This window comes from Asanoa sp. NPDC049573 (assembly GCF_040676615.1).
GTDB lineage: Bacteria > Actinomycetota > Actinomycetes > Mycobacteriales > Micromonosporaceae > Asanoa.
Genome location: NZ_JBFAPI010000001.1, coordinates 344,319 through 365,798, shown reverse-complemented (window position 1 = coordinate 365,798; position 21,480 = coordinate 344,319). Strand labels below are relative to the sequence as shown.

The window sequence follows — 21,480 nt, the reverse complement described above, 5'->3', positions numbered from 1 at the left end:
TGGGCGGGTAACTGCCGGCCCATGTCCGAACCCCACGTCACGCTCGAGCCCGATCCCGACGACCCGGTCCAACGCAAGCTGCGGGGTCCCCTGGAGGACCAACTCACCTCGGCGCTCCAGGCGGCGACCGACCGGGTCCGGGCGTCCTACCGGGGTGAGGAGTTCGAGGTCGTCTGCCGTCAGTTGGTCGAGGAGACCAAGGCGGGCCTCCACCCCGACATCGCGGCCGGCTTCGAACCCAACATGGACGAGATGTGCCGGCTGGCGGTCGCGATCGTCCGCGGTCAGGGCTGAAGGGTCGCGGCGATCTCCGTCAACACCGGATTGTGCGGATAGATCTTGAGCGCCTCGGCGACGAGCTGGCCGACGCCGCCCTCGACCGCGCCGTTCTCCACGTCGGTGATGATCCGTTCCCAGAGCAGCTCCGGTGACGCGTACTCGCCGCGGCTCGGCCGTTGACGGGCCGGGAACCCGAGAAGCTGCAGCAGCTCGCTCGCGCGATCCCAGGTGCCGAAGGCGCGGGCGAGTGCCGTGACGAGATCGCGCCGCTGGCGGGAGCCGAGCTGCGCGGAATCCACCACCAGGTTGCGCAGCCGTCGAATGTCCTGCTTGGCGGAGGCGTCGATCCGATGCAGCGTGAGGGCCAGGCCGTCGCCTTCGCCGGTCTTGCCGACGACCAGCCCGACCACCGCCTGTTGGTCGGGCGACCAGACGGCGGCGCCGCTGAAGCCCCCTTCCAGCCCGGGCCGCGACTGCGATTCGAGCTGGAGCAACCCGTAGGTGAGGCTGGCGGCCACGGTGCCATGGACCGCTCGGCCGAACTTGTTGTCCCGGGGGAACCCGAAGGCCCACCACCGCTGGCCCACGAGGTCGTTCGGCGCGGAGAAGTCGAGCCGGGCCGGGCTGGCCGAGGGCGGCGCGGGCTCGGCCAGAGTGATCAGGACGAAGTCGTGTGACTCGATGTCGTCCGGCAACGCGACATCGGCGACGGCGTACCTGCGTTCGTCGTCAGCCTTCGGAAACGACACCGAGAGGTCGTTCGCGTTGTGCGCCGCCACCAGGTGGGCGGCGGTGAGCAACAGCCGCCGATCGATGAGGACGGCGGTGCCGAGGAGCATCTCGTCGAGGTGGACGGCCGCGATCCAGGTGTCGACGGCCGGCGCCAGCGACCTCGCCGACCCGGTCACCGCCGCGGAACCGATCGGCTGGGGAACGACCGGCGAGAGGTCGGCCAGCCGGCTCCTGATCAGCGTGGCTATCGAGTTGACGGCATAGCCGAGCGAATCCGGGTCACTGATGCCCTGAAGCAGCACGGCCAGCTTCTCGCCGAAGCCGAAGTAGGCGACGTAGGGCAGTTTGGTGCGCTCCAGCACGACCCGCGGATTGACCTGGGCCGGAAGCCAGTCGGCGTAGAACTCGCCGAAGCGGTTGGCGGCGTTGGTCAGCCACTCGTTGACGAACTCGTACTCGGTGCGGCTGTCGAAGCGGGACAGGACCGGCAGAACCAGGGCCGGCGCCCGGTCGTAGGCCAGGTCCTGGCGGCCCTTCTGGGCGCGGCGCAGGACCTCGACCACGCCGTCGATGTTCTGGTTGTTGGCGACGAAGACCGGGACGATCATGTCGGGCAGGGCGATCGTGCAGATGCCGCCGATGTCGGTGATGCCCGTCCGGCTGTCGATCAGGACGAAGTCGTACTCGGCCAGCCACTCGTCGCGCAGGCGTTCGAAGAACTCGCCGCCGCCGTGCTGGGCGAAGAAAGCGGACCAGTCGAAGTCGAGGACCCGCCCCGGATAGTCGGCGTCCTGCCGGCCGCTGGTCATCAGCGACACCGACTGGACGCCGATCCGGATCTTCGTGGTGTAGGAGCGCCAGTCGACCCTGTGCCCGTCAGCGTGCGCGTTCAGCAGGTCGAGCAGGCCCTCCTGGCGATCCAGGCCGGTCTGCAGGTCGCTGAAATACCGCCAGATGCCGGGCGCCTCCAGGTCGAAGTCGACCATCAGGACCCGGTGCCCGGCATTGGCCAGCAGGACCGCGATGTTGGCCAGGGCCATCGTGCGGCCGGTGCCGCCCTTGTAGGAGTAGAACGTGACGATCATGGCCGGCTCCCGCCGAGGCTGGGCACCGCCCGCTGCAGGCTGCGGGTCCGGTAAAGCTCGACGAACTCCTCCACGGCCAGGTCGGCCCACTTCTCGTCGTGCTCGGGCGCCTGCTCGAGCGCGTGGGCGACGTGTGACGCGAGCACCCGTACGCGGTTGGACAACTCCTCCGCCGTCGGGCTGTCGCGGGCCAGCCAGGGGTTCGCGTAGGGCTGGATGTCGAAGCGCTGGATGTCGCCGAGGTCGGCGGCGATGTGCTCGCCGTCGTGGATGACCGCGGCCAGCACGAGCGGCGGCGGCGTGTCGGCCAGGGCCCGGCGGCGGGCGAGCATGTGGCCCAGCTCGGCCAGGCACCACGGGCTGGTGAAGTATTGCCGCGACCAGAGGCAGAGCATCACCTTCGAGCCGGCCACGCCGTGTGCCAGGGCGTGCGGCCAGGAGGTGCCCGTCTCGATGAGGTCGGCGTCGAAGAAGATCCGCGGCTCGCGGTCGAGTTCGGCGCTGAGCCAGTGCCGGAACATCGGCAGGAACGTGCCGTCCAGAAAGCGCGGCCAGGCGTTCGCGCGCCGGTAGCTGACGAACACCTCGTATGAGTAGGACAAGCTCGGTCCCGAATGTGGACGGTGTGCGGAGGCCCGAGTTTATCCGCGCTCGACCAGGCGGGCCACCTCCCCGGCGGTACCCCAGCAGAGGGTCATGCCGGCGCCGCTGTGTCCGTACGCGTGGACGATCCGGTTCTCGGTTTCGACACGCGGGCCGCCGCGCCGGGCGGGCCGTAGGCCGACGAGGTGGCGCCGGACCGGCGCACCGGCCAGGCGGGGCTCGACGTCGGTGGCGCGGGCGATGATCGCGTCGGCGGTCGCCGGGCGGACCGTGCGGTCGTCGTCGCCGACCTCGAACGTGCCGCCGAGCACGACGTCGCGGCTGCGCGGGTGGACGTAGACCGGGCCGAGCGGGTGGTCCTCGTCGCGGATCGAGGTGGTCAGGCCCGGGTTGTCGACGACCACCACCTGGCCGCGGATGGGATAGAGGCGGTCGTCGCCGGTGAGCGCGCGGGCGGCCAGGCCGGTGGCGTTGACGATCCGCGGGGCGTCGAGGTCGTCTAAGTGGTCGATCCGCCGGCGCTCGAACACACCGCCGTTCCCGGCGAAGCGGTCGAGCAGGTGGGCCAGGTAGGGCACCATCTCGACGGCCGGCACGGTGAACCGCCACTCGCCGCCGACATCGGCGAAGTCCGGCACGGCGGGCGCCCACCAGGGCGGGCCGTCGACGGGGTGCCGGACGATCATGCGGGTCGGCCGCATGCTGACGCCGGGCGCGCTGCCGGCCTGCGCGGCGAACGCCTCGAAGGTCCGGGTCCCCCAGCCGAGCACCCGCGGGTCGGCGTCGATCCGGGTCGGGTACCAGACGGCGGCGGCCACGGCCGAGACCGTGTCGCCCGGCTCCTCGGCCGCGACGATCCGCACCTCGGCCCCGCCGGCCTGCAGTTCGAGGGCGGCCGTCAGCCCGATGATCCCGGCACCGAGCACGACGACGTCCACCCCACCATGGTGCCCGCTCACCGCCGCACGTCGACCGCCACCACGTAGGTGCCGTCGGCGCGGATCAGCTCGCCGACCCGGATCGGCCGGGCCTGGTCGCTGTTCGGCGCCGCCTGGATGCCCAGGCCGTAGACGACCTGCCCTTCGAAGTCGCCGGCGACGGCGTACCCCTTCAGGGTCGGGAAGCCCAGCTTGGTTTCGGGTCGTGCGGTCGTGCGCCCCTGGTCGTCGTGGGCCTGCGCGCCGGTGAAGGTGATCCGCAGGACGCTGTTGCCCGGCAGCGGCACCGGGTCGCCGGTGCCGTCCTGGGTCAGCGACCGCTCGTACGCGATCTCGTAGGACGGCCAGGCGCCCTCGAACGCGAACGTCATCCGGGTGTACGGCGGTTCGTCGCCCGGGTGGTCGCCGACCTCGACCGTGGCCAGGAAGGGCAGGGGTGCCGCGGGCGGCGGCTGCACCGGCACGTCCACCCGGTGCGCGACGCGGGCGGGTCGGGACGGCACCGCCCAGCCATAGCTGACCCGGTAGGCCCCGCGCTTCGTCGCCGCCGGCGCGGCGGTGGTGGTGGCCGCCCCGGACGCGGTCGCGGGTGTGGGTGCGGCGGTGCCGATGCCGCCGGCGGTCGCGCCCGGTTCGCACGCGGCCACGCCGAGGGCGATCAGAGCCAGCAGGGGTACGAAGAAGCGCCTCATACGGATTCGACGCACCAGACCCCGATCCGGTTTACCCCGATCGCCGGGCTACCGTGGGGAGCCATGTACTCGACGCGAGTTCTGCAGCACATCAACGCGCCGCGGTCGGCGGTCTACGCGGCCCTGCTCGACCCCGCCGCGATCGCCCGGTGGCGGGTGCCGGCCGGGATGACCAGCGAGGTGCACCAGTTCGAGGCCCGCGAGGGCGGCACGTTCCGGGTGTCGCTGACCTACGACGATCCCGGCAGCGCGGGCAAGTCCGGGTCGCACACCGACACCTACCACGGCCACTTCGCGCGGCTCGTGCCCGACGAGCAGGTGGTCGAGGTGTTCGAGTTCGAGACCAACAGCGCGGCGCTGCGGGGCGAGATGACGATGACCACCACGTTGACCGACGCCGAGGGCGGCACCGACGTGCTGATCGTCCACGAAGGACTCCCGGACAGCGTCGCGCCGGCCGACAACGAGACCGGGACCCGGATGGCGTTGGCCAACCTGGCCCGCCTGGTCGAGTCCCGGTCGTGACAGCCGGGCCGGGTCGGGCGACCGCCGCCAGGTCCTGACGGCGGTCGCCCGTACCCCGGTCGCTAGTCGACGATCGTGATCGTGGCCTTGTTGAAGCCCTTGCCCTTGTTCTTGTCGGGGTCGTAGTTGTTCTCGACGTTGCCGGCGACGTCGACCGAGAACCACTGGAACGTGGTCGTGGTGGTCACCTGGATCACCTCACCCGGCTCCCGGAACTCGGTCGCCTCGTAGCGGGGCGACTCGAGGGTGGGCCGGCTGCCGTCGGTCGTGTAGTAGATGGTGGCCGGCTCGTCGGTCTCGAAGTGCACGCCGACCGGGCGGCTGAACGTGCCGCCGCCGGGCACGAGGGTCGACGTCGGGTCCTTCTTGTCCTTGCCCCACTCCGCGGCGATCCGGAACATCTCCATGATGCCGTTCGCGTACTCCATCGTCTCGGAGTGGCCGCTGACCAGGTTCGGGTCGCCGTCCCAGGCCGGCTGGAACGAGCCGCCCTGCCAGTTGCCGGTGGCCGGGTTGTAGACCGAACCGCCGACCTCCCAACCGAAGGCGAAGATGCCGTACGTGTTGTAGAGGTCTTCACGGACGTTGCCCGCGGACGAGTACAGGACGTCCGACGAGCCGCCGACGTTCTCCGGCGTGACGACGGTCTGCCGGTAGGCCTTGACCTGCGAGAGGATCCGCCCGGCGGACTGCCAGTAGAACGCCTCGTCGCCCAGCGGCGGACGCGGCGTGGTGATCCGGCCGTCCGCGATGTAGGCGCCGGGCTGCCAGAACAGCTGGCCGCCGTTGGAGTGCACCGACATCATGAACTTGATGTTGGCGTACTTCTCGACCAGCCAGATGATGTTCTTCGACTCCGGCTCGGACAGCTCCGCCGGACCCTGGAACGTGTCGCTGGTGCAGCTGAACGACGCGCCGTCGTAGCCGTCGAAGCCCGACCCGACCCGGTAGTTGCGGTTGAGGTCGACGCCCCAGGAGTTGCGGCGTGCCGGGTCGTCGTTCTCGTCCGGGCAGTGGTTGGTCATGTTCCGGCGCTGCGAGGCGTTGTTGTAGAAGCTGTAGTTCGCCCCGTCGGGGTTGTTCGACAGGATGAAGAAGACGTCGGTGTCGTTGACGATCTTCTTCGTCTCCTTGTCGGTCTTGTAGTTGTGCACCAGCCGCTCGGCCGACTCCAGCGAGGTCGTCGCGGGCACCCACTCGCGGGCGTGGTCCTGCGCCTGGATCAGGACGCCGGGCCGGCTCCCGTCGCGGTGCTTGCCGATCCGCAGGACCGGGATCGTCTTCGGGCCGCGCGGCACCTCGCCCTCCGGCGCACCGACCCGCTTCTGGTCGAGGAAGTCGGTCAGCGCGACCGGGCCGGGCGTGGCGGCGACGATGCCGGTGCCCGTGTTGGTGCGGTACGGGTGTGCCCGGTCGACCAGCCCCTGCGACTGGGTCTCCAGCGCCGCCGACACCTCCGCGGCGGTGCTGGCCAGCGCCCCGCCGGCGTCCTTGGCGAGCAGCACGCGGATGGCCTTGCCGGTCACCTCGACACCGAGTGGGAGGTCCGCGCCCGGCCGGTCGACGAACTCGACCGTGATGTCGTTGCCGCCCTCGTGGCCCCACGCGGCCGAGTCGACGACGACCGCGGACTGCCCGGTGCCACCGATCGTGGCCTGGGCCTTACGCTGGTAGCCGTTCGTCCGGTTGGGCAGGTAGATGATCTCGGCGATGTCCGGGTACTGCTCGGCGATCTCCTCGGCCCGCGCGTACAGCTGCTGCGGGTTCCGGTAGCTGTCGACGAAGTTGGACTTGTAGCCCGGGTTCTCGGTCAACGGCGGCGGAGCGCCCTCCAGCCAGTCCGAGACCGTCCCGATGGCGACGCCGCCGGTCGAGCTGGTGACCTTGATCTGGTGCGGCCGGGCGGCCAGCTTGAACAGGTTCCGGTGGAACATGTACTGACCGGAGTCGACGAACCGGCTCATCGTGCGGGCGTAGCCCCACGGGGTGGCCTTGCCCGAGTCGTTCTCCAGCTGCATGCCGACGATCGGGTCGGCCTGCTGCCCTTCGGTGGTGCGGGCCTCGACGTAGAGGAAGCCCTGGCCCTTCGTGGTGAACCAGTCGGCGCGGACGACCCGCACGGTGTCCTGCTGCGCGGCCAGCGGTGCGGCCGACCGCGCGGCGAAGCTGGTGGCCAGGCCGCCGTCGGCCACCTCGGGCCAGGCGAAGCCCTCGCCGTCGCCCAGGATCCGGACGCCCAGCGCTTTCAGCTCGGCGACCTGGTCGGCGGTCACCATGGCCTCGCCCTCGATGCCGTTCGGCACCCGCTCGAGGCCGTGCTCGACGTCGAAGCCGGCGTCGGTGACCTTGTTGAGCATGGCGGAGCCGGTCAGCTCGATCCGGACGGAACGGGCCTCGTCCGCGTTCTCCAGCGTGGACCGCCCGCCGGCGGGATCCGCGCCCGCGGACGGGGTCGCGATGAGGACGCTGCCCACCATCAGGGCCGGCAGCGCGAGAAGTGCGATCCGCAGTCGTCTGCGTCGCATGCTTCCTCCTTACTTCGGTCAGCTCGGGGTGCTGGAGTCCATTCAGGACACACGTACAGGCTGAGTCCGATCAGCGTATGTGTATCTTTCGCTCCGGAAACCGCGCGCAGCCGATCTTGAGTATTACTTGAGCTGATGGACCAGCCGGCCGCCCGGTAGCCGGCGTTCCATGGCAGACCTGGGCCCCGGCGTCTGGTCGCCGGCCTGATCAGTGCCCGAAGCGCGCCAGGTAGGCGCGGGCCCGCCGGCCGTCGAGGGCGTAGCGGACGCCGACCGCGAGGACGAGGAACCCGAGCACCAGGTTGACCGGGGCGAAGACCGCCAACAGCGCCGCGGGGTTCTGCAGCATCAGCACGAACCGCGCCAGTGACACGAGCAGGGTCGCGACGGAGAGCACGATCAGCAGGGGTACGCCGGTCGCGCGGGCCCGGGCGGCGTTGAGCAGGGTGGTCTCGTCCGGCCAGGGCCGCCGCATCTCACGGATGGTGTTGTCCCATTGCCGCAGGTCGAGGTCGGTCAGCCCGCGCAACGGGGGCCGCGTCCAGACCTCGGGCACGCCGGCCGCGGCGAAGTGCGCGGCCCGGTCCTGGATGGCCCGATACATCGCGATGGCGAGGGCGAGCTGACCGAAGACGAACAGCGTCGACCCGGCGAGCTGGAGCGACTCGTCGTCGCGCCGGAGGAGGTAGACGCCGGCGGCGGCCAGGGCCAACCCCAGCAACGCGATGAGCATCGGCCGGACCGGCGACAACGAGGGCCGCCCGCCCTGGTTCGACCCGGTTCCCTCGGACTCCACCCACGTTCTCCTCGCCCCGCTGAGGCTGGACGTCCTACCCACTTCCCAGCGATGCGATGCCATCGGATGGATTATCGTCACGCACCGCTGAACATTCGTGCGATTCGGTTTAGAGCGCGGAACGCGGAACGCTGTGCCAAACGGTGTTGGCTCGTGCGTGCCTCCGTTGTTCGATATCGCCGAGACCTCGGGCTTCTATGCGCAGATGAGTGCGGTGCTCGCCGGCTTCGCCTTCACCGCGATCGTCGTCCTGCAAACGCACCCACGAACTCGAGGTGGGCCGATCCTTTTGGGTTTCCTGACCGCCTTCGTGGCGCTCCTTCTCGCGGCGCTCACCTACTCCGTCCTCGCCGGCGAGACCATCACCAACGCTCGCAAGTGATGGCTCCTTCGCTCACCCTCTTCTACCTCATGAACGGAGCCACGGATACGGAGGCCGCCCGCGCCGCAGCCGAAGGAGACGAGGCTTGCATGGATCGCCTACAACCTGGGCTTGACCTTGACGGGTTTGCTGACGGTGACCCTGGCCGGCACGCTGTTGTTCCACGATGTTCGAACCGTCCGTCGCCGAGCCGGACGATGGCCGAATGCCGCCGCGATCCCGGTGCTTTTCGTCGCCTTCGCCGCGGCAGTCTGGGCCGGTGACCTGTCCACGAGGTCACCGAATTTCCTCGTCTCCACGAATTGGCTCTACGCCTGCCTTGCCGGCTCTACCGTGCTGCTGGGAGCCGTAGGCGTTCTGCTGATCATCAGCAGGCCCTCGCCCGAGCACGCGCGAGCCCTGCGTCGCCCCGTGCGGTGAGTGGCCGGTCTGGGCGTACGGTCGCTGGTCCGGGATCCTGGCGCCAGCTTTCGCCGCCAGGATCCCGAAATGCGTGCGTCAGCAGGAGCCCCAGCGTTCGCGGCAGATGCAGAAGTCGCCGTTGCTGCGTTTCCAGTCGCAGCAGTAGAAGCTGACCAGGGTCGAGCCTTCGTAGGCACAGGTGCGCCAGCAGCTTGTGCTCCCGCAGCTGTTGTAGCGGGTGCAGCCCGACTCGCAGCAGCTCGAGTTGCAGCAGGGACAGCCGTTGTAGCCGTGGCAGCCGTTGGGGGCCGCCGCCTGGGCGTGGCCGGGGAACATCGCCGACGAGGCGGCGGCTACCAGGGCCGTGCCGGCGAAGGCGAGGAACCGGTTGCGGGACAGCGTCGTGGTGCGGGTTCGTTCCTGGATCACGCTCGTGCCTCCTGGTGAGCCGAGATGCCCTGCCGCCAGAGCTCGTCGAGGTCGGCGGCGGTGTCGGCACCGCCGCCCTGGCCGACGGCGACGATGAACCCGTCACGCTGGACGAAGGCAGTGGGGAAAGTTTTGATCTTCATGTCGACACCGATGCGGTGGGTGTCGCCGGCGATGACCGGCACGCCGGCCGGGATCGCCTCGGTGACCGGCGCGGTGTCGTGCGGATCGCCGAGCACGCACGCCACGAACGGCGCGTCGACCTGGTCGAGTTCGCCGGCGAGGTGCAGGCAGGATCCGCAGGTCGCCGACAGGAACACGACGAGGGACTCGGTGTCGGAGACCCGGCTGAGCAGCGACTCGGGCAAGGGCCGCCCGATGATGAGCATCGGCACGCCGCCGGCGTCGTCGCCGGCCAGGCGGATCCGCAACTCGGCGATGCCGCGCAGCGAGGCCACGAACGCGACGGTGAGCACCACGCAGAGCACCACGAGGGCGACCGCGACGACGTGCAGCATCACGCGGGCCCGGCGAGCTTCAGGAAATGTACGGTCAGCGCCCCGTCGCGCTGGTTGTCGAAGCACTGGGCGGCGACGGTGTCACCGGCCTTGAGGTGGCGCGACGTCGAGCCGATGACCGGCTGGTCGGTGCCGTGGGCGAACAGCAGCGTGCGGGTGTCGAGCCGCACGCGCACCCCGCCGATCTTCATCGACTTCGCGTCGACCGCGTCGACCCGGCCCGCCACGTCGCGGTAGAGCGGGAACGCCCGCGCGGCACCGTCCGCCTCCTCGACGAGCACGAGGTCGCCGGGGCGCAGGCTCCACCCGTACCCGAAGGATTCGGTGTCGACCGCGACGGTGCGGGCGGCGCCGTCGAAGCGTCGCCCGACGCTGCGGACGCGCACGGTGACGGTGTCGCCGGCGACGCTCTCGACGACGCTCACCCCCGGCGTCGGTTTCAGCGCCGGTGCGGCTTCGGCCGGGCCGGCCACGGCGACGGCCGCGGCTCCGCCGGCCACCGCCACCGAGCCGGTGGTGAGGACCTTGCGTCTGGTGAACTTCATGGTCGCCCCTTTCTAGGCGAAGGTCACACGAGGGAGCGCACGAGCACGACGGCGAGGTGCCCGAGCGCGGCGAAGAGCACCGCGTCGGTGGCCGTCCGGAGCCGGGGAATCCAGCCGCGACCGGCGACCTCGATCCCGGTCGCGGCCAGCAGCAGAGAACCACCGACCCGGCTCAGGGCGTACGCCGCCGTCCCGGCCGCGGCGAGCACCGGATCGGCGATCGCGAACGCGGCCAGCAGGACGAAGTAGAACAGCCAGTATCCGATCCGGGTGGTGAACCCGAGGCCGAGCGCGAAGCCGTTGAGGGCCGCCGTGCGCCAGTCGTGGTAGTCGAGCCAGCGCCGGTCGGTCTCCCGGTCGAGTTGCCAGGGCACCGGGCGGGTCAGCGCGCCCAGCAGCACGGCCAGCGCGGCGAGACCGGTCAGCACGGCCCGGGTCACCGGGTCGAAGGCCGCGCCGGCCAGGCCCAGCAGGGCGCCGCTGAGCAGCGCTCCGGCCAGGGCGAAGGCCAGCAGGACCAGGCCCGCCACGAAGGAGGAGTCGAAGCACCCGGACACGCGGGCGCGCGTGATCATGACGATCACGTTGGGGCCTCAAGGCAGGGCCTGCTGCGCCTGCCCCGCCAGCACCGCGGCGACCAGCAGGGGCAGCAACGGTCCGGTCCCGCTCCACGCGGCCAGGAGGGCACCCACGGCGACGGACGCGGTGGCGAAGGCGAGGCGCGCCGGCCCGCGGGTCGTGGTGACGGCCGTCGTCATGCACGATGCTCCTGGGTCCCGACGACGGCCAGCGGGTGGTGGCCGTTGGCCAGGTGGGCCAGGCGGTCGAGGTCGTCGGGATTGCGCAGGGTGCCCTTGGCCGCGACGAGTCCGTCGACGACCGTCACACCGAACGGCGCGGAGTGCACCTGGAAACGCTCGCGCGCCGTCTTCGCGAGGTCGCCGGTGACGGTGCGGACGCCGGACGGGAGCAACGCGAGCACGCTGGCCGCCGAGCCCGGCACGGTGCCGTCGTTGACCACGCACAGGAACCGGCCCGGCACGAGCGACCGGCTGACCATCTCGGCGGCGTCGTGGCAGGGCTCGCAGTCGCCGAACAGGAAGAGCACCACGTCGTCACGACCGAGGCCGGGGGTACGCGGTGCGAACGAGCCGACGGCGATGCCGTCCATCGGCGCCGTGCCGATGTCGGCCAGCCGGTCCTGCAGCAACTGCAACTCGCGGCGGATCACCAGGGCGCCGAGGCCGAGCAGCACCAGCCACACCGCGTCGACCGCCAGCAGTGCCAGGTCACCCATCGACGTCTCCCGCCGTCTCGATCCGGGTCGCGAACGGATTGAGCGTCACCAGCACGGACACCAGCGCGACCGCGCACATCACCAGAGCGCCGACCAGCACGCCGAGGGCGCGGTCGCCGAGCCCGGCCGCGACGAACGCACCGCCCGGGGCGGTCGCCAGCGCAACCGCCGCGGCGAGCGCGATGAACGCGATGTTGCGCGCGACAGTGATCCAGGAGATCCGCTCGCCGGCACCGAAGCAGGCGCACTCGAACGAGCGGCCGTGCGCCAGCGCCCAGGCGACCAGGGCGGTGAACACGGCCAGCACACCGGCGGCGGCCAGGGTCGCCACGAACGGCTCGGGTGCGGCGACGAGGGCTACCGCCAGCAGGAGTTCGACGGCGCCGAGGGCGCGCCCGGCGGCCGGGCGGATCCGCCGCAGGACGCCGAACCGGACCATCGCCAGGGCGCTGTCGAACGGCCGTCGCAGCTTCGAGACCCCGCTCGTCGCGAACATCGCGGCCAGGGTCCCGGTGGCCGTGGCCACCACCACCCCCGTAGTAGACATAGACGGCACTGTATTGAGAAAAATGGTGACGGTCAATGCTTGTCTAGTCACTGGACGTGACGCGGGGCTGCGCGCATACCCACTCATGGTGCATAGTGGACGCTTGCGGAGGCCGATGACCCGACCGGAGGCTGGCGACGTGCTGCGAGAACCGAAGGATCGCGCGTCGAAGCCGGCCACGGCGGCCCGCATCTACGACTACTTCCTCGGCGGCACCTACAACTTCGAGGCCGACCGGCAGGCGGCCCAGAAGATGATCGAGCTGTTCCCCATGGTGCGGGCCGGCGCCCGCAACAACCGGGCCTTCCTGCGCAGGGCCGTCCGGCACGTCGCCACCGCCGGCATCGCGCAGTTCCTCGACATCGGCTCCGGCATCCCCACCGAGGGCAACGTCCACGAGGTCGCGCAGCAGATCCAGCCCGAAGCACGGGTGGTCTACGTCGACATCGACCCCGTCGCGGTCTCGGAGAGCCTCGACCTGCTCGCCGGCAACGAGGCCGCGACCGCGATCCGGGCCGACGCGCGCGAACCCCGGTCGATCCTCGACCACCCGGCCGTCCGGGCCACGCTCGACTTCGACCGCCCGATCGCGCTGCTCCTGTCCGCGGTGCTGCACTTCGTCCCCGACGACGACCAGGCGGCAGACATCGTGGCGACGCTGCTGGCCGCCCTGCCCTCCGGCAGCTACCTGCTGCTGTCACACGGCTCGGTCGAGGGCATGCCCGACCGGGCCACACAGCTCGACGGCGCCAAAGACCTCTACAAGCGCGACACGGCGAGCCAGCTCTCCCCCCGCAGCCGCGACGGGGTCCTGCGGTTCTTCACCGGCCTGGAACTCGTCGAGCCGGGCCTGGTGTGGGTGCCGCAATGGCACCCGGAGCCCGACGACCCGACAGACTTCACCGACGACCCCGCCCAGAGCGCCTGCCTGGGCGGCGTCGCCCGACTCCCCTGACCGCGGCCGGCGGTGGTCCGCGCGCTACAGCGGATCTTGCGGGCTAGGCTTGGACCATGCCATCCACACCCTTGCCGGAACGCGTCGTCGCGCTCCTGCGGCAGCCCAACCCCGCGGTCATGGCCACCGTCGCCGCCGACGGGCGTCCGGTGACCGTCGCGACCTGGTACCTGCTCGAGGACGACGGCCGGGTGCTGCTCGGCCTCGACGCGAAACGGGCGCGGCTCAAGCACCTGCACGCCGACCCGCGGGTCTCCCTGACGGTGCTGGCCCGCGACGACTGGTACACCCACGTGAGCCTGCAGGGCCGGGTCGTTTCCATCGTCGACGACATCGGGCTGGCCGGCATCGATCGGCTGTCCCGGCAATACACCGGCAACGCGTACCCGAACCGGGAGAGCCCGCGCGTGGTCGCCCACGTCGAGATCGACCGCTGGCACGGGTGGGGCGAACTCAAGGACGCGTGAGGTCCGGTCTGGTGACCGCCCGGTCCCCGCGTCGGGCCAGCGCCGACCCGATCGCCCGGAAGGGCACATGGGCACCCCGGTCAACGGTCATCGGTCCCTCGCTCGGGCTCGCGGTGGTCGCGCAGCGAGCCGGCGTGTGCCTTCCTGCTCGGGTCGCGCCGCACCGCGACCAGGCTGGCCACCGTCGTGACGGTCAGTACGCCCGCGATGACCAGCAGCGACAGGTTGGTCGAGATCTCCCAGACGCTCTTCGAGATGTCTTCGTGCGCCCAGTGCAGGGCCAGCTTGACGCCGATGAAACCGAGGATCAGCGCGAGGCCGCTGGACAGGTAGATCAACCGGTCGAGCAGGCCCTGCACGAGGAAGAACAGCGCGCGCAGGCCGAGCAGCGCGAAGGCGTTGGCGGTGAAGACGATGTAGGTCTCCGAGGTCACGCCGAAGACGGCCGGGATCGAGTCGAGCGCGAACAGCAGGTCGGTGCTGCCGATGGCGATCAGCACCACGAACAGCGGCGTCGCGACGCGCTTGCCGGCCTCCTTCGTGAACAGCTTGCCGTCGCGGTAGTCGTCGGTGATCGGGACGATGCGGCGGGTCGCCCGTACCAACGCGTTGTCGGCATCTGGGTCCTGGTCCCGGTGTCGGTAGAGCTGGATCGCCGTGTAGATCAGGATCAGGCCGAAGATCAGGAACATCACCGAGAACAGCGACAGCAGCGCGGCGCCGAGCAGGATGAAGACCACCCGGAAGGCGAGCGCGAGCACGATGCCGAACGTCAGCACCCGTTGCTGATGCGCCGCCGGCACCGCGAACGTGGTCATGATGATCACGAAGACGAAGAGGTTGTCGACCGAGAGGCTCTTCTCGACCAGCCAGCCGGCGAAGTACTGGGTGCCGAACTCCCAGCCGGAGATCGAGGCGAAGATGACGCCGAACGCGACCGCCACGCCGATGTAGAACACCGACCAGGCGACCGCCTCCTTGAACCCGACCGCGTGCGGCTTGAGCGTCCCGATGATCAGGTCGAGCGCCAACAGCGCCAGGATGGCCAGGATCGTGATCGTCCAACCGAGGGCACTGACCTCCAGCATGCCGGTCCTCTCCGTCGCCTTTGATCAGCTAGCTTGCCCTACCGCGTCCACCCTGGGCCGGAGGCGGACCCGGGTGATGGCCCGCCCCGTCACCTCGGCGACCTCCGCGGTGAAGCCCGGCAGGTCGACCGTCTCCCCCGGCGCCGTCGGGATGTGGCCGAGCCGGGCCAGCAGCAGGCCGGCCACGGTGATGTAGTCGCGCGGCTCGTCGTCGCCGAGGTCGACACCGATATCGGACAGATCGTGGATCGGGTACGTGCCGACCAGCAGCATCTCCCCGTCAGCCTTTCGCACCACCGCCTGCACGTCGCGGTCGGTCTCGTCGTAGATCTCGCCGACGATCTCCTCGACCAGGTCTTCCATGGTGACGATCCCGTCGACCGCGCCCCGCTCGTCGACCACCACCGCGAGTTGCTGGCGTTGCACGCGGAGTTGCCGGATGGCGTCGGTGACCTTGAGCGTTTCGGGCAGGAACACGGCCGGGTACGCGTGTTGCGCGACCGTGCCGTCGGCGTCGACCAGGTCGCGGATGTGCACCGTGCCGAGCACGTCGTCGAGCCCGTCCGGCCCGACCACCGGCGCCCGGGACTGGCCGGCACCGGCGATCATCCGCAGCGCCTCGCCGGCCGGGGTGCCCGCCGGCAGTGTGAACACCGCGCCGCGCGGGGTCAGCACCTCGCGCAGGACCCGGTCGGCGACCTCGAACGCGCCGCTGATGATCATCCGTTGGTCGGCCGGGATCGTCTGCTGCGCCTCGACCATGTCGCGCAGTTCCTCGGTGCTGACCTCCTCACGGGCCGCGTCGGGGTCCCCACCGGCCAGCCGGACCACCAGGTTGCCGGTCTTGCCGAGCAGCCAGACCAGCGGCCGGGAGACCGTCGACAGCAGGTCGAGCGGACGGGCCACCATGAGCGCCCAGCCCTCGGCCCGCTGCATGGCGATGCGCTTGGGCGCGAGTTCGCCGAAGACGAGCGTGAAGAACGTGAGCACGATGGTGACCACGACGATCGCGGCCGGCTCGGCGCCGTTGCCCAGAAAGCCGAGCGGCTTGATCAGCGGCTGGGCCAGGGAGACGGCCGCGGCGGCGGAGGCGAGGAAGCCGGCCAGGGTGATGCCGATCTGGATGGTGGCCAGGAAGCGGTTGGGGTCGCCGGCGAGGCGGGCCAGCACCCGGCCGGCCCGCGAGGCGCGCTCCAGCCGGCGGATCTGGCTCTCCCGCAATGACACGAGCGCCATTTCGCTTCCGGCGAAAACCGCATTGAGCAACACCAGCACGAGTACGAGGGCGACCTGCAGCCCATAACCCCCCACAGCGTCCCCTCCACCGATCGGCCTAACGACAGTAGACTCCCATGCCCGAGCCGTTCGGCCACAAAACGCGGGCCTTCCGTGGCGGACCGGCCCGCGTAACACTGTCGCAATGGACCCGCGTCAGGTGCGCAACTTCCTGGCGGTGGTCGAGCACGGCGGGTTCGGCCGGGCGGCCGCCGCACTCGGCCTGGCCCAGCCGACGCTTTCGCAGTCGGTCAAGGCGCTGGAGCGCGAACTCGGTGTGGCGCTGTTCCGGCGCGCCTCGCACGGCGTCGTGCCGTCCGGCGCCGGGCGCCGGTTCGTCGGGCCGGCCCGGCAGCTGATGCACGACATCGCGCGGCTCGGGGCGTCGGTCGGCGGCCACGAGCAGCCCGTGCTGAAACTGGTCGCCGGCGCGCCGCTGGCCACCCATCCGGGAGCCGGCCTGGTCGGGTCGTTCGTCGCCGCGCATCCCGACGTGCGGGTGCACCTCGACCGGGCGCCGGACCGGTCGGCCGACGACGACCCGGTGGTCACCCGGATCCGCGACGGGGTCAGCGAGGTGGGCCTGGCCTACCTGTCGGCGCCACTCGACGACCTCACCACGATCGAACTCGGGCGGCACGCGTTCGTGCTGGCCTTCCCGCCCGGCACCCGGCTGCCCGAGAAGCGGGTGCCGCTGAGCGTCCTCGACGGCCGGCCGCTGATCGGCGTGCCGCCCGGGTCGAGCCAGCGCCGGTTGATCAAGGCGGCCCTGCGCACCCGCGGTGTCCAGCCCCACCTGGTGGTCGAGAACGGCCAGCGCGACCTGTCGGGGGCGCTGGTGCTCGCGGGCGTGGGCGCCACGTTCCTGCCCGACGCGGGCGCGGCCGCGATCGCCGCGCGCGGCGCGGTCGTGCGCGCGGTCGACCCGCCCCTGCACCTCGCCTACGGGCTGGTCCACCGGCCGGTCGAGCTGACCGCGATCGCCGCCGCGTTCGTCGACCACGTGCGCGGGTGAGCGTGGACATCCGCCGCCTGGCCTACTTCGTGGCCGTCGTCGAGCACGGCAGCGTGAGCGGCGCGGCGGCCGCGCTGCGGGTGGCGCAACCGTCGCTGTCGCAGTCGATCCGGGCGCTGGAACGCGAACTCGGCGTGACGCTGTTCGAGCGCCGGCATCGCGGGCTCACCCTCACGGCCGACGGCAGGGCGCTGCTCGACCCCGCCCGGCGGGTACTCGACGACGTCGACGCCGCGCGGGCCGCCGTACGCGGTCCCGACCTGTCCACGCTCGGGGTGCTCAACCTCGCCGTGCACGATGTGCTGGCCCTGGATCTGGCCGGGGCGCTGGCCGACCTCCGGCAGGCGCGGCCCGACATGTCGGTCCGGCTGTTCGGGCCCAACGACGAAGACGAGATGGTGCGGCTGCTCGTCGACGGGCACTGCGAGGTCGGCCTGACCTACCTGCCGGTCCGGCATCCGGATCTGCGCGCCCATCCGCTGGGAACACGCTGCGTCAACCTCATCCTGCCCGCGGGTCCCGCCTATCCCGACCCGCTCCCGCTCGCGGCCCTGTCCGGCATGACCGTCGTCGACACCTTGAAGGAGTTCACCGCGGCGCGGACGACGATCCGGGCCGCGCTGGTGCGGCACGGTGTGGTGATGCGGCCCGCGGTCCGCAGCGCACACCGGGAGGCGATCGTGCCGCTCGTGCTCGCCGGCGCCGGCGTGGCGTTCGTGTCCGACCCCTACGCGCGGGTGGCGGCCGCCGAGGGCGCGGTGGTCCGGCGGCTCGACCCACCGATCGACATCAGCTACGGGCTGCTTTTTCGCTCGGACAGCCTGTCGCCGGCCGCCCGGCTGCTGGCCGACCGCCTGGTTCGCGGCCATTGACGCATGTAACGCGCCTATGGGGACAGTGACAATTCGTCTTTGCTTTCTCGTTGCACACGGTTTGTGATCAAGCGCGTCCCGTCGGTCGATATCAAAGGAGGAGCCGATGGCGCGGCGCGCTCGCCCGTCCCGCATGTGGTACCTGCTCCTGGTCCCGCCGACGGTCGCTCCCCTGCTCACTCCGCTCTACAACCGCTTGGAGCCGCGGTTGTGGGGGCTGCCGTTCTTCTATTGGTGGCAGTTGATGTGCGCGGTCCTCTCGATGGCGCTGCTGACCGTGGTGCACCTGGCCACCCGTGAGCGGCGGCCCGCATGGAAGTGACGGTCTTCGTCGCGCTGCTGTGCGCGATGCTGCTGCTCGGTTTCGCCGCGGCGAGTTGGCGGCGCCCGCACGACATCCACAGTCTCGAGGAGTGGGGCGTCGGCGGGCGGGCCTTCGGCAACTGGGTCACCTGGTTCCTGCTCGGCGGGACGATGTATTCCGCGTACACCTTCGTCGCTGTTCCGGCTCTGACCTACGGCGCCGGCGCGATCGGCTTCTTCGCGGTGCCGTTCGCCATCATCACCACGCCGTTGGCATTCGTGTTCACCGCCCGGATCTGGTCCGTGGCGCACCGGCACGGGCTGCTGACGCCGGGCGAGTTCGCCCGCGCCCGGTTCGGTTCGACGGGCCTGGGCGCCCTGATCGCGGTGACCGGCATCATCGCGACGATGCCCTATGTCGCCGTGCAGTTGCTGGCGCTCAAAGCCGTGCTGCGCACGGTGGGCGTGGCCGGCGAGTGGCCGCTGCTGATCGCGGTCCTCGTCGTCTCGCTGAGCACGTTCCGGTCGGGCCTGCGTGCGCCGGCGCTGCTGTCCATCGCCAAGGACATCCTGCTGGCCTGGGTCGTCCTCTCCGCGCTCCTGGTGGTCACCATGTCGAGCGGCTGGGAGCAGATCTTCCAGCGCGCCGGCGGCTATTTCGCCAGCACGCCGTCACCGGGCGACGGGCTGCTGCTCGCGCCGACGGGCCAGTTGGGCTTCATCACGCTGGTCCTGGGCTCGGTGCTGTCGATCTTCGCGTATCCGCACGCCCTCACCGGCATGCTGGCGGCCAAGGACCGCTCGACGATCCGGCGCAACATCGCGGCGTCGCCGGTCTACTGTCTCGTACTCGCGCTGATGGCCCTGCTCGGCTTCTTCGCCCTGTCGGAGGGCGTGCGGCCACAGGACGGCGACCTCAACACGATCATGCCGCAGATGTTCCACCAACTCTTCCCGGCCTGGTCGGCCGGAATCGCGCTGGCGGCGCTGGGCGTGGCGGCGCTCATCCCCGCGGCGGTGATGTCGATCTCGGCGGCGAACGCGTTCACCCGCTCGATCTACCGCACCTACCTGCGGCCGGACGCGTCGACGGCGGAAGAGGCCCGGGTCAGCCGCTGGGCCTCCCTCGTGGTCAAGTTCGGCGCCGTCGCGTTCATCCTGCTGCTGCAGCCCTCTTACGCGGTCGACCTGCAACTCATCGGGGGCGTGATCATCCTGCAGACCATCCCGGCCGTCTTCCTGGGCCTGGCCACGGCGTGGTTCGACTGGCGGGCCCTGATCGGCGGCCTGGTGACGGGTCTGGTCGCGAGCCTGGTGCTGCTCTGGGACATCCAACAGATCGGCGCCGGCGGCCGCGTGGTGAAGGCACACTTCGGCGGCTCGACGATGGCGGTCGGCGACACGGGCGCGACGATCTATGTCGGCGTCGTCGCGCTCGGGATCAACCTGGTGGTCGCGACCGTGCTGACCCTGCTGCTGCGGCTGATGCGGGTGCCGCGCGGCGTGGACGCCACCCGGCCGGACGACTACGTGGCCGACGTCGACGACCCGATGGTCAAGCGCCTGGACGAGATCCTCGACGGCCTGCCGGCAAGACCGGTCGGCGCCCACGCCGCGCGGCGACCGGGTTAGCGCGCACTGACCGCCAGCTGTCCGGGCTGGCGGTCAGTGCTCGCGCGCTACTCCCAGGTCATGTCGATCTGGCGTTCGAAGACGTGGTAGCCGGCCCGGGCGAAGGCCTTGGCCATCGGCACGTTGCCGACGTCGGTGGCCGCACGGACGCGGGGGACGTCTTGCGCCGCCAGCAGCCGCGTGCCCTCGGCCAGCAACTCGTCGATGTAGCCCTTGCCGCGGTGTGCGGGCACCACGCCGATGTAGGCGATGATCGGGTTGTAGCTGTTGCGGGCCGGGATCACGAAGCCGACCGGCGTGCCGTCGTCGAGCACGCCGATCCGCCACCAGTCGCGCGGTGACGGGTAGCCCAGCAGCTCCTCGTCGTATTGCTGTGCGGCCTGCTCCGCCGCGCTCATCCGGCCGAGTTCGGCCTGGCTGTGCGCGTCGAGGGTGCCCTCCAGCACGTCGGTCAGCAACGCGACCAGGTCGGCGCGGTCGTTGACCGGGCGGAAGCTCAGCCGCGGCGTGCCCACCTCGGGGACGCCGCGCTCGGGCAGCCACTCCAGACGGAGCCGCTCGACGAGCAGTTTCGCGCCGGTGCTTTCCAGCGCGGCGATCCGGGCGGTGACGACCTGGTTGGCCGCCGGGTCGTCGTGCCAGTCGGGCGGGGTGAAGCGGATGTATTGCGGCAGGGTGCCGCCCGCCGGGAAGACCGCGGCGGTGGCCGCCTCGAACAGCTTCAGGGCGACGTCGACACTGCCGGGCGAGTCGTCGAAATCGAAGAAATCGAGGACGTACGGGTCTTCGCCCGCACGGATCGTCCACCAGCCGAGGCGGGCGACCACCCGGTCGTCGCGGAGGGCGACCCACAGCCATTCCGGCCGGCGGCGCCCCTCGGCGAGGTCGCGGGCGAGTTCCTTGTCGAGTTGGTAGGTGAGTTGGCGGAAGAGTGGCAGCTCGTCCGGCCCGGTGATCGGGCGCAGGAGCACAGTCATGGGCACATTCCTTGCGTGGTGTGCCCGTCTCCGGAACTCACGTCAGCGCGGCGGCGACGCGAGCGAAGGCACGGGCACGACGATGGCGTTCATCTGCTCGTCCTCCTCTCGTCTCAGGCGGCTCGCACGTGCGGAGCCTTTCGACGCATAGAGATACCGGACCGGACGACCGCGCCGCAACCCGGTTTTCAGACGACGGCGACGGCGTCGATCTCGACCAGCACCCCGGCGGCCAGGCCGGCGACGACGTGCACGGTGATCGCCGGCGGCGGGTCGGCCCGGTTCCAGATCTGCTGGAACGCCGCGACACCCTCGTCGAACGAGTGCCCCTCCACGGTCGCGATCCGCCAGTGCACGATGTTGGCCAGGGTCGCGCCCTCGCTCTCCAGGATCGTGGCGAGGTTGCGGAACGCCTGGAGGGACTGCTCCCCCACGGTCGGCCCGACGACCTTGCCGTCGGCGTCGACACCGTTCTGCCCGCCGATGTAGATCGTCTTGGTCGGCCGCTCGACCACGACCGCCTGGCTGAACGCGGGGCTGCGGTGCATGCCTTCGGGGTTGATGTGCCGTACACCCATTGCCGTGCCTCCTCGGTGGATAG

General features: G+C 70.9%; 27 protein-coding genes. 10 read left to right on the top strand and 17 right to left on the bottom strand.

The genetic code is table 11. The features are described 5' to 3' along the window. Window positions 1-21 precede the first annotated feature (21 nt). Window positions 22-294, top strand: coding sequence for a hypothetical protein (locus AB0J74_RS01730; RefSeq protein ID WP_363443183.1), 273 nt, complete (start codon window positions 22-24; stop codon window positions 292-294). On the opposite strand, the gene AB0J74_RS01725 is transcribed toward AB0J74_RS01730, so the two are convergent. The 4 genes from AB0J74_RS01725 to AB0J74_RS01710 are packed head-to-tail and all read right to left on the bottom strand — an operon-like array spanning window position 285 to window position 4,329. Beyond that, window positions 285-2,096, bottom strand: coding sequence for an effector-associated domain EAD1-containing protein (locus tag AB0J74_RS01725; RefSeq protein ID WP_363443181.1), 1,812 nt, complete (start codon window positions 2,094-2,096; stop codon window positions 285-287). The genes AB0J74_RS01730 and AB0J74_RS01725 overlap by 10 nt on opposite strands. Next, window positions 2,093-2,698 (bottom strand): toll/interleukin-1 receptor domain-containing protein, encoded by a 606-nt coding sequence (locus AB0J74_RS01720; RefSeq protein ID WP_363443179.1) that lies wholly within the window; start codon window positions 2,696-2,698, stop codon window positions 2,093-2,095. Before AB0J74_RS01720 ends, AB0J74_RS01725 begins: the two co-directional genes overlap by 4 nt. Before the next feature lie 39 nt (window positions 2,699-2,737). Continuing rightward, window positions 2,738-3,637, bottom strand: coding sequence for an FAD-dependent oxidoreductase (locus AB0J74_RS01715; RefSeq protein ID WP_363443177.1), 900 nt, complete (start codon window positions 3,635-3,637; stop codon window positions 2,738-2,740). Between the two features lie 17 nt (window positions 3,638-3,654). Beyond that, entirely contained in the window at window positions 3,655-4,329 is a 675-nt protein-coding gene (locus tag AB0J74_RS01710; protein WP_363443175.1) for a hypothetical protein, read from the bottom strand. Between the two features lie 63 nt (window positions 4,330-4,392). Between AB0J74_RS01710 and AB0J74_RS01705 the strand changes: the two genes are divergently transcribed. Continuing rightward, window positions 4,393-4,854, top strand: coding sequence for an SRPBCC family protein (locus AB0J74_RS01705; RefSeq protein ID WP_363443173.1), 462 nt, complete (start codon window positions 4,393-4,395; stop codon window positions 4,852-4,854). Window positions 4,855-4,916: 62 nt separating this feature from the next. On the opposite strand, the gene AB0J74_RS01700 is transcribed toward AB0J74_RS01705, so the two are convergent. After that, the gene (locus tag AB0J74_RS01700) at window positions 4,917-7,379 is read right to left on the bottom strand and encodes a M14 family metallopeptidase (protein WP_363443171.1); all 2,463 of its coding nucleotides are present in this window, start codon (window positions 7,377-7,379) and stop codon (window positions 4,917-4,919) included. A gap of 208 nt (window positions 7,380-7,587) precedes the next feature. Beyond that, the gene (locus AB0J74_RS01695; RefSeq protein WP_363443169.1) at window positions 7,588-8,175 is read right to left on the bottom strand and encodes a hypothetical protein; all 588 of its coding nucleotides are present in this window, start codon (window positions 8,173-8,175) and stop codon (window positions 7,588-7,590) included. Between the two features lie 157 nt (window positions 8,176-8,332). On the opposite strand from AB0J74_RS01695, the gene AB0J74_RS01690 reads away from it, so the two are divergent. Continuing rightward, window positions 8,333-8,557 (top strand): hypothetical protein, encoded by a 225-nt coding sequence (locus AB0J74_RS01690; RefSeq protein ID WP_363443167.1) that lies wholly within the window; start codon window positions 8,333-8,335, stop codon window positions 8,555-8,557. A 111-nt stretch (window positions 8,558-8,668) separates the two neighbouring features. Continuing rightward, window positions 8,669-8,977, top strand: coding sequence for a hypothetical protein (locus AB0J74_RS01685; RefSeq protein ID WP_363443165.1), 309 nt, complete (start codon window positions 8,669-8,671; stop codon window positions 8,975-8,977). Window positions 8,978-9,055: 78 nt separating this feature from the next. Here AB0J74_RS01685 and AB0J74_RS01680 read toward each other — a convergent pair whose 3' ends face one another. The 7 genes from AB0J74_RS01680 to AB0J74_RS01650 are packed head-to-tail and all read right to left on the bottom strand — an operon-like array spanning window position 9,056 to window position 12,295. Continuing rightward, window positions 9,056-9,388, bottom strand: coding sequence for a hypothetical protein (locus AB0J74_RS01680; RefSeq protein WP_363443163.1), 333 nt, complete (start codon window positions 9,386-9,388; stop codon window positions 9,056-9,058). Continuing rightward, window positions 9,385-9,909, bottom strand: a complete 525-nt coding sequence (locus tag AB0J74_RS01675) for a hypothetical protein (RefSeq protein ID WP_363443161.1) — start codon at window positions 9,907-9,909, stop codon at window positions 9,385-9,387. Before AB0J74_RS01675 ends, AB0J74_RS01680 begins: the two co-directional genes overlap by 4 nt. Further along, window positions 9,906-10,451, bottom strand: coding sequence for a DUF5666 domain-containing protein (locus tag AB0J74_RS01670; RefSeq protein ID WP_363443159.1), 546 nt, complete (start codon window positions 10,449-10,451; stop codon window positions 9,906-9,908). Before AB0J74_RS01670 ends, AB0J74_RS01675 begins: the two co-directional genes overlap by 4 nt. Window positions 10,452-10,474: 23 nt before the next feature. Then, the gene (locus AB0J74_RS01665) at window positions 10,475-11,026 is read right to left on the bottom strand and encodes a hypothetical protein (RefSeq protein WP_363443157.1); all 552 of its coding nucleotides are present in this window, start codon (window positions 11,024-11,026) and stop codon (window positions 10,475-10,477) included. A gap of 18 nt (window positions 11,027-11,044) precedes the next feature. Continuing rightward, the gene (locus tag AB0J74_RS01660) at window positions 11,045-11,209 is read right to left on the bottom strand and encodes a hypothetical protein (RefSeq protein ID WP_363443155.1); all 165 of its coding nucleotides are present in this window, start codon (window positions 11,207-11,209) and stop codon (window positions 11,045-11,047) included. Beyond that, entirely contained in the window at window positions 11,206-11,748 is a 543-nt protein-coding gene (locus AB0J74_RS01655) for a hypothetical protein (RefSeq protein ID WP_363443153.1), read from the bottom strand. The genes AB0J74_RS01660 and AB0J74_RS01655 overlap by 4 nt, the downstream gene beginning before the upstream one ends. Further along, a complete protein-coding gene (locus AB0J74_RS01650; protein WP_363443151.1) occupies window positions 11,741-12,295 on the bottom strand; it encodes a MauE/DoxX family redox-associated membrane protein in 555 nt (184 codons plus the stop codon). Before AB0J74_RS01650 ends, AB0J74_RS01655 begins: the two co-directional genes overlap by 8 nt. A gap of 139 nt (window positions 12,296-12,434) precedes the next feature. Here AB0J74_RS01650 and AB0J74_RS01645 point away from each other — a divergent pair, with 139 nt between their 5' ends. Both AB0J74_RS01645 and AB0J74_RS01640 read left to right on the top strand, forming a co-directional pair. Continuing rightward, a complete protein-coding gene (locus AB0J74_RS01645; protein ID WP_363443149.1) occupies window positions 12,435-13,250 on the top strand; it encodes an SAM-dependent methyltransferase in 816 nt (271 codons plus the stop codon). 56 nt (window positions 13,251-13,306) lie between these two features. Further along, complete coding sequence (locus AB0J74_RS01640; RefSeq protein ID WP_363443147.1) at window positions 13,307-13,717, top strand: TIGR03618 family F420-dependent PPOX class oxidoreductase; 411 nt, start codon at window positions 13,307-13,309, stop codon at window positions 13,715-13,717. An 80-nt stretch (window positions 13,718-13,797) separates the two neighbouring features. On the opposite strand, the gene AB0J74_RS01635 is transcribed toward AB0J74_RS01640, so the two are convergent. Next, the gene (locus AB0J74_RS01635; protein WP_363443145.1) at window positions 13,798-14,805 is read right to left on the bottom strand and encodes a TerC/Alx family metal homeostasis membrane protein; all 1,008 of its coding nucleotides are present in this window, start codon (window positions 14,803-14,805) and stop codon (window positions 13,798-13,800) included. A gap of 24 nt (window positions 14,806-14,829) precedes the next feature. Next, complete coding sequence (locus AB0J74_RS01630; protein ID WP_363443143.1) at window positions 14,830-16,116, bottom strand: hemolysin family protein; 1,287 nt, start codon at window positions 16,114-16,116, stop codon at window positions 14,830-14,832. Window positions 16,117-16,225: 109 nt separating this feature from the next. Between AB0J74_RS01630 and AB0J74_RS01625 the strand changes: the two genes are divergently transcribed. The 4 genes from AB0J74_RS01625 (at window position 16,226) to AB0J74_RS01610 (ending at window position 19,902) form a co-directional block, all read left to right on the top strand. Further along, complete coding sequence (locus AB0J74_RS01625) at window positions 16,226-17,095, top strand: LysR family transcriptional regulator (protein WP_363443141.1); 870 nt, start codon at window positions 16,226-16,228, stop codon at window positions 17,093-17,095. Then, a complete protein-coding gene (locus AB0J74_RS01620) occupies window positions 17,092-17,967 on the top strand; it encodes a LysR family transcriptional regulator (protein WP_363443139.1) in 876 nt (291 codons plus the stop codon). The genes AB0J74_RS01625 and AB0J74_RS01620 overlap by 4 nt, the downstream gene beginning before the upstream one ends. A gap of 106 nt (window positions 17,968-18,073) precedes the next feature. After that, window positions 18,074-18,289 carry a DUF3311 domain-containing protein gene (locus tag AB0J74_RS01615; protein ID WP_363443137.1) on the top strand — a complete coding sequence of 72 codons (216 nt, stop codon included), beginning with the start codon at window positions 18,074-18,076 and terminating at the stop codon, window positions 18,287-18,289. Continuing rightward, window positions 18,280-19,902, top strand: coding sequence for a sodium:solute symporter (locus AB0J74_RS01610; RefSeq protein WP_363443135.1), 1,623 nt, complete (start codon window positions 18,280-18,282; stop codon window positions 19,900-19,902). The genes AB0J74_RS01615 and AB0J74_RS01610 overlap by 10 nt, the downstream gene beginning before the upstream one ends. Window positions 19,903-19,949: 47 nt before the next feature. Here AB0J74_RS01610 and AB0J74_RS01605 read toward each other — a convergent pair whose 3' ends face one another. After that, window positions 19,950-20,879 carry a GNAT family N-acetyltransferase gene (locus AB0J74_RS01605; RefSeq protein WP_363443133.1) on the bottom strand — a complete coding sequence of 310 codons (930 nt, stop codon included), beginning with the start codon at window positions 20,877-20,879 and terminating at the stop codon, window positions 19,950-19,952. 188 nt (window positions 20,880-21,067) lie between these two features. Next, the gene (locus AB0J74_RS01600; RefSeq protein ID WP_363443131.1) at window positions 21,068-21,457 is read right to left on the bottom strand and encodes a RidA family protein; all 390 of its coding nucleotides are present in this window, start codon (window positions 21,455-21,457) and stop codon (window positions 21,068-21,070) included. Window positions 21,458-21,480: the final 23 nt, after the last annotated feature.

Bases quoted from the DNA above. Each gene is read 5' to 3' on its own strand.
- AB0J74_RS01640 (WP_363443147.1), top strand. From the start codon at position 13,307: ATGCCATCCACACCCTTGCCGGAACGCGTCGTCGCGCTCCTGCGGCAG.
- AB0J74_RS01635 (WP_363443145.1), bottom strand. From the start codon at position 14,805: ATGCTGGAGGTCAGTGCCCTCGGTTGGACGATCACGATCCTGGCCATC.
- AB0J74_RS01660 (WP_363443155.1), bottom strand. From the start codon at position 11,209: ATGACGACGGCCGTCACCACGACCCGCGGGCCGGCGCGCCTCGCCTTC.
- AB0J74_RS01625 (WP_363443141.1), top strand. From the start codon at position 16,226: ATGGACCCGCGTCAGGTGCGCAACTTCCTGGCGGTGGTCGAGCACGGC.
- AB0J74_RS01670 (WP_363443159.1), bottom strand. From the start codon at position 10,451: ATGAAGTTCACCAGACGCAAGGTCCTCACCACCGGCTCGGTGGCGGTG.
- AB0J74_RS01610 (WP_363443135.1), top strand. From the start codon at position 18,280: ATGGAAGTGACGGTCTTCGTCGCGCTGCTGTGCGCGATGCTGCTGCTC.
- AB0J74_RS01725 (WP_363443181.1), bottom strand. From the start codon at position 2,096: ATGATCGTCACGTTCTACTCCTACAAGGGCGGCACCGGCCGCACGATG.
- AB0J74_RS01665 (WP_363443157.1), bottom strand. From the start codon at position 11,026: ATGATCACGCGCGCCCGCGTGTCCGGGTGCTTCGACTCCTCCTTCGTG.
- AB0J74_RS01705 (WP_363443173.1), top strand. From the start codon at position 4,393: ATGTACTCGACGCGAGTTCTGCAGCACATCAACGCGCCGCGGTCGGCG.
- AB0J74_RS01730 (WP_363443183.1), top strand. From the start codon at position 22: ATGTCCGAACCCCACGTCACGCTCGAGCCCGATCCCGACGACCCGGTC.
- AB0J74_RS01600 (WP_363443131.1), bottom strand. From the start codon at position 21,457: ATGGGTGTACGGCACATCAACCCCGAAGGCATGCACCGCAGCCCCGCG.
- AB0J74_RS01605 (WP_363443133.1), bottom strand. From the start codon at position 20,879: ATGACTGTGCTCCTGCGCCCGATCACCGGGCCGGACGAGCTGCCACTC.
- AB0J74_RS01615 (WP_363443137.1), top strand. From the start codon at position 18,074: ATGGCGCGGCGCGCTCGCCCGTCCCGCATGTGGTACCTGCTCCTGGTC.
- AB0J74_RS01650 (WP_363443151.1), bottom strand. From the start codon at position 12,295: ATGTCTACTACGGGGGTGGTGGTGGCCACGGCCACCGGGACCCTGGCC.
- AB0J74_RS01655 (WP_363443153.1), bottom strand. From the start codon at position 11,748: ATGGGTGACCTGGCACTGCTGGCGGTCGACGCGGTGTGGCTGGTGCTG.
- AB0J74_RS01710 (WP_363443175.1), bottom strand. From the start codon at position 4,329: ATGAGGCGCTTCTTCGTACCCCTGCTGGCTCTGATCGCCCTCGGCGTG.
- AB0J74_RS01700 (WP_363443171.1), bottom strand. From the start codon at position 7,379: ATGCGACGCAGACGACTGCGGATCGCACTTCTCGCGCTGCCGGCCCTG.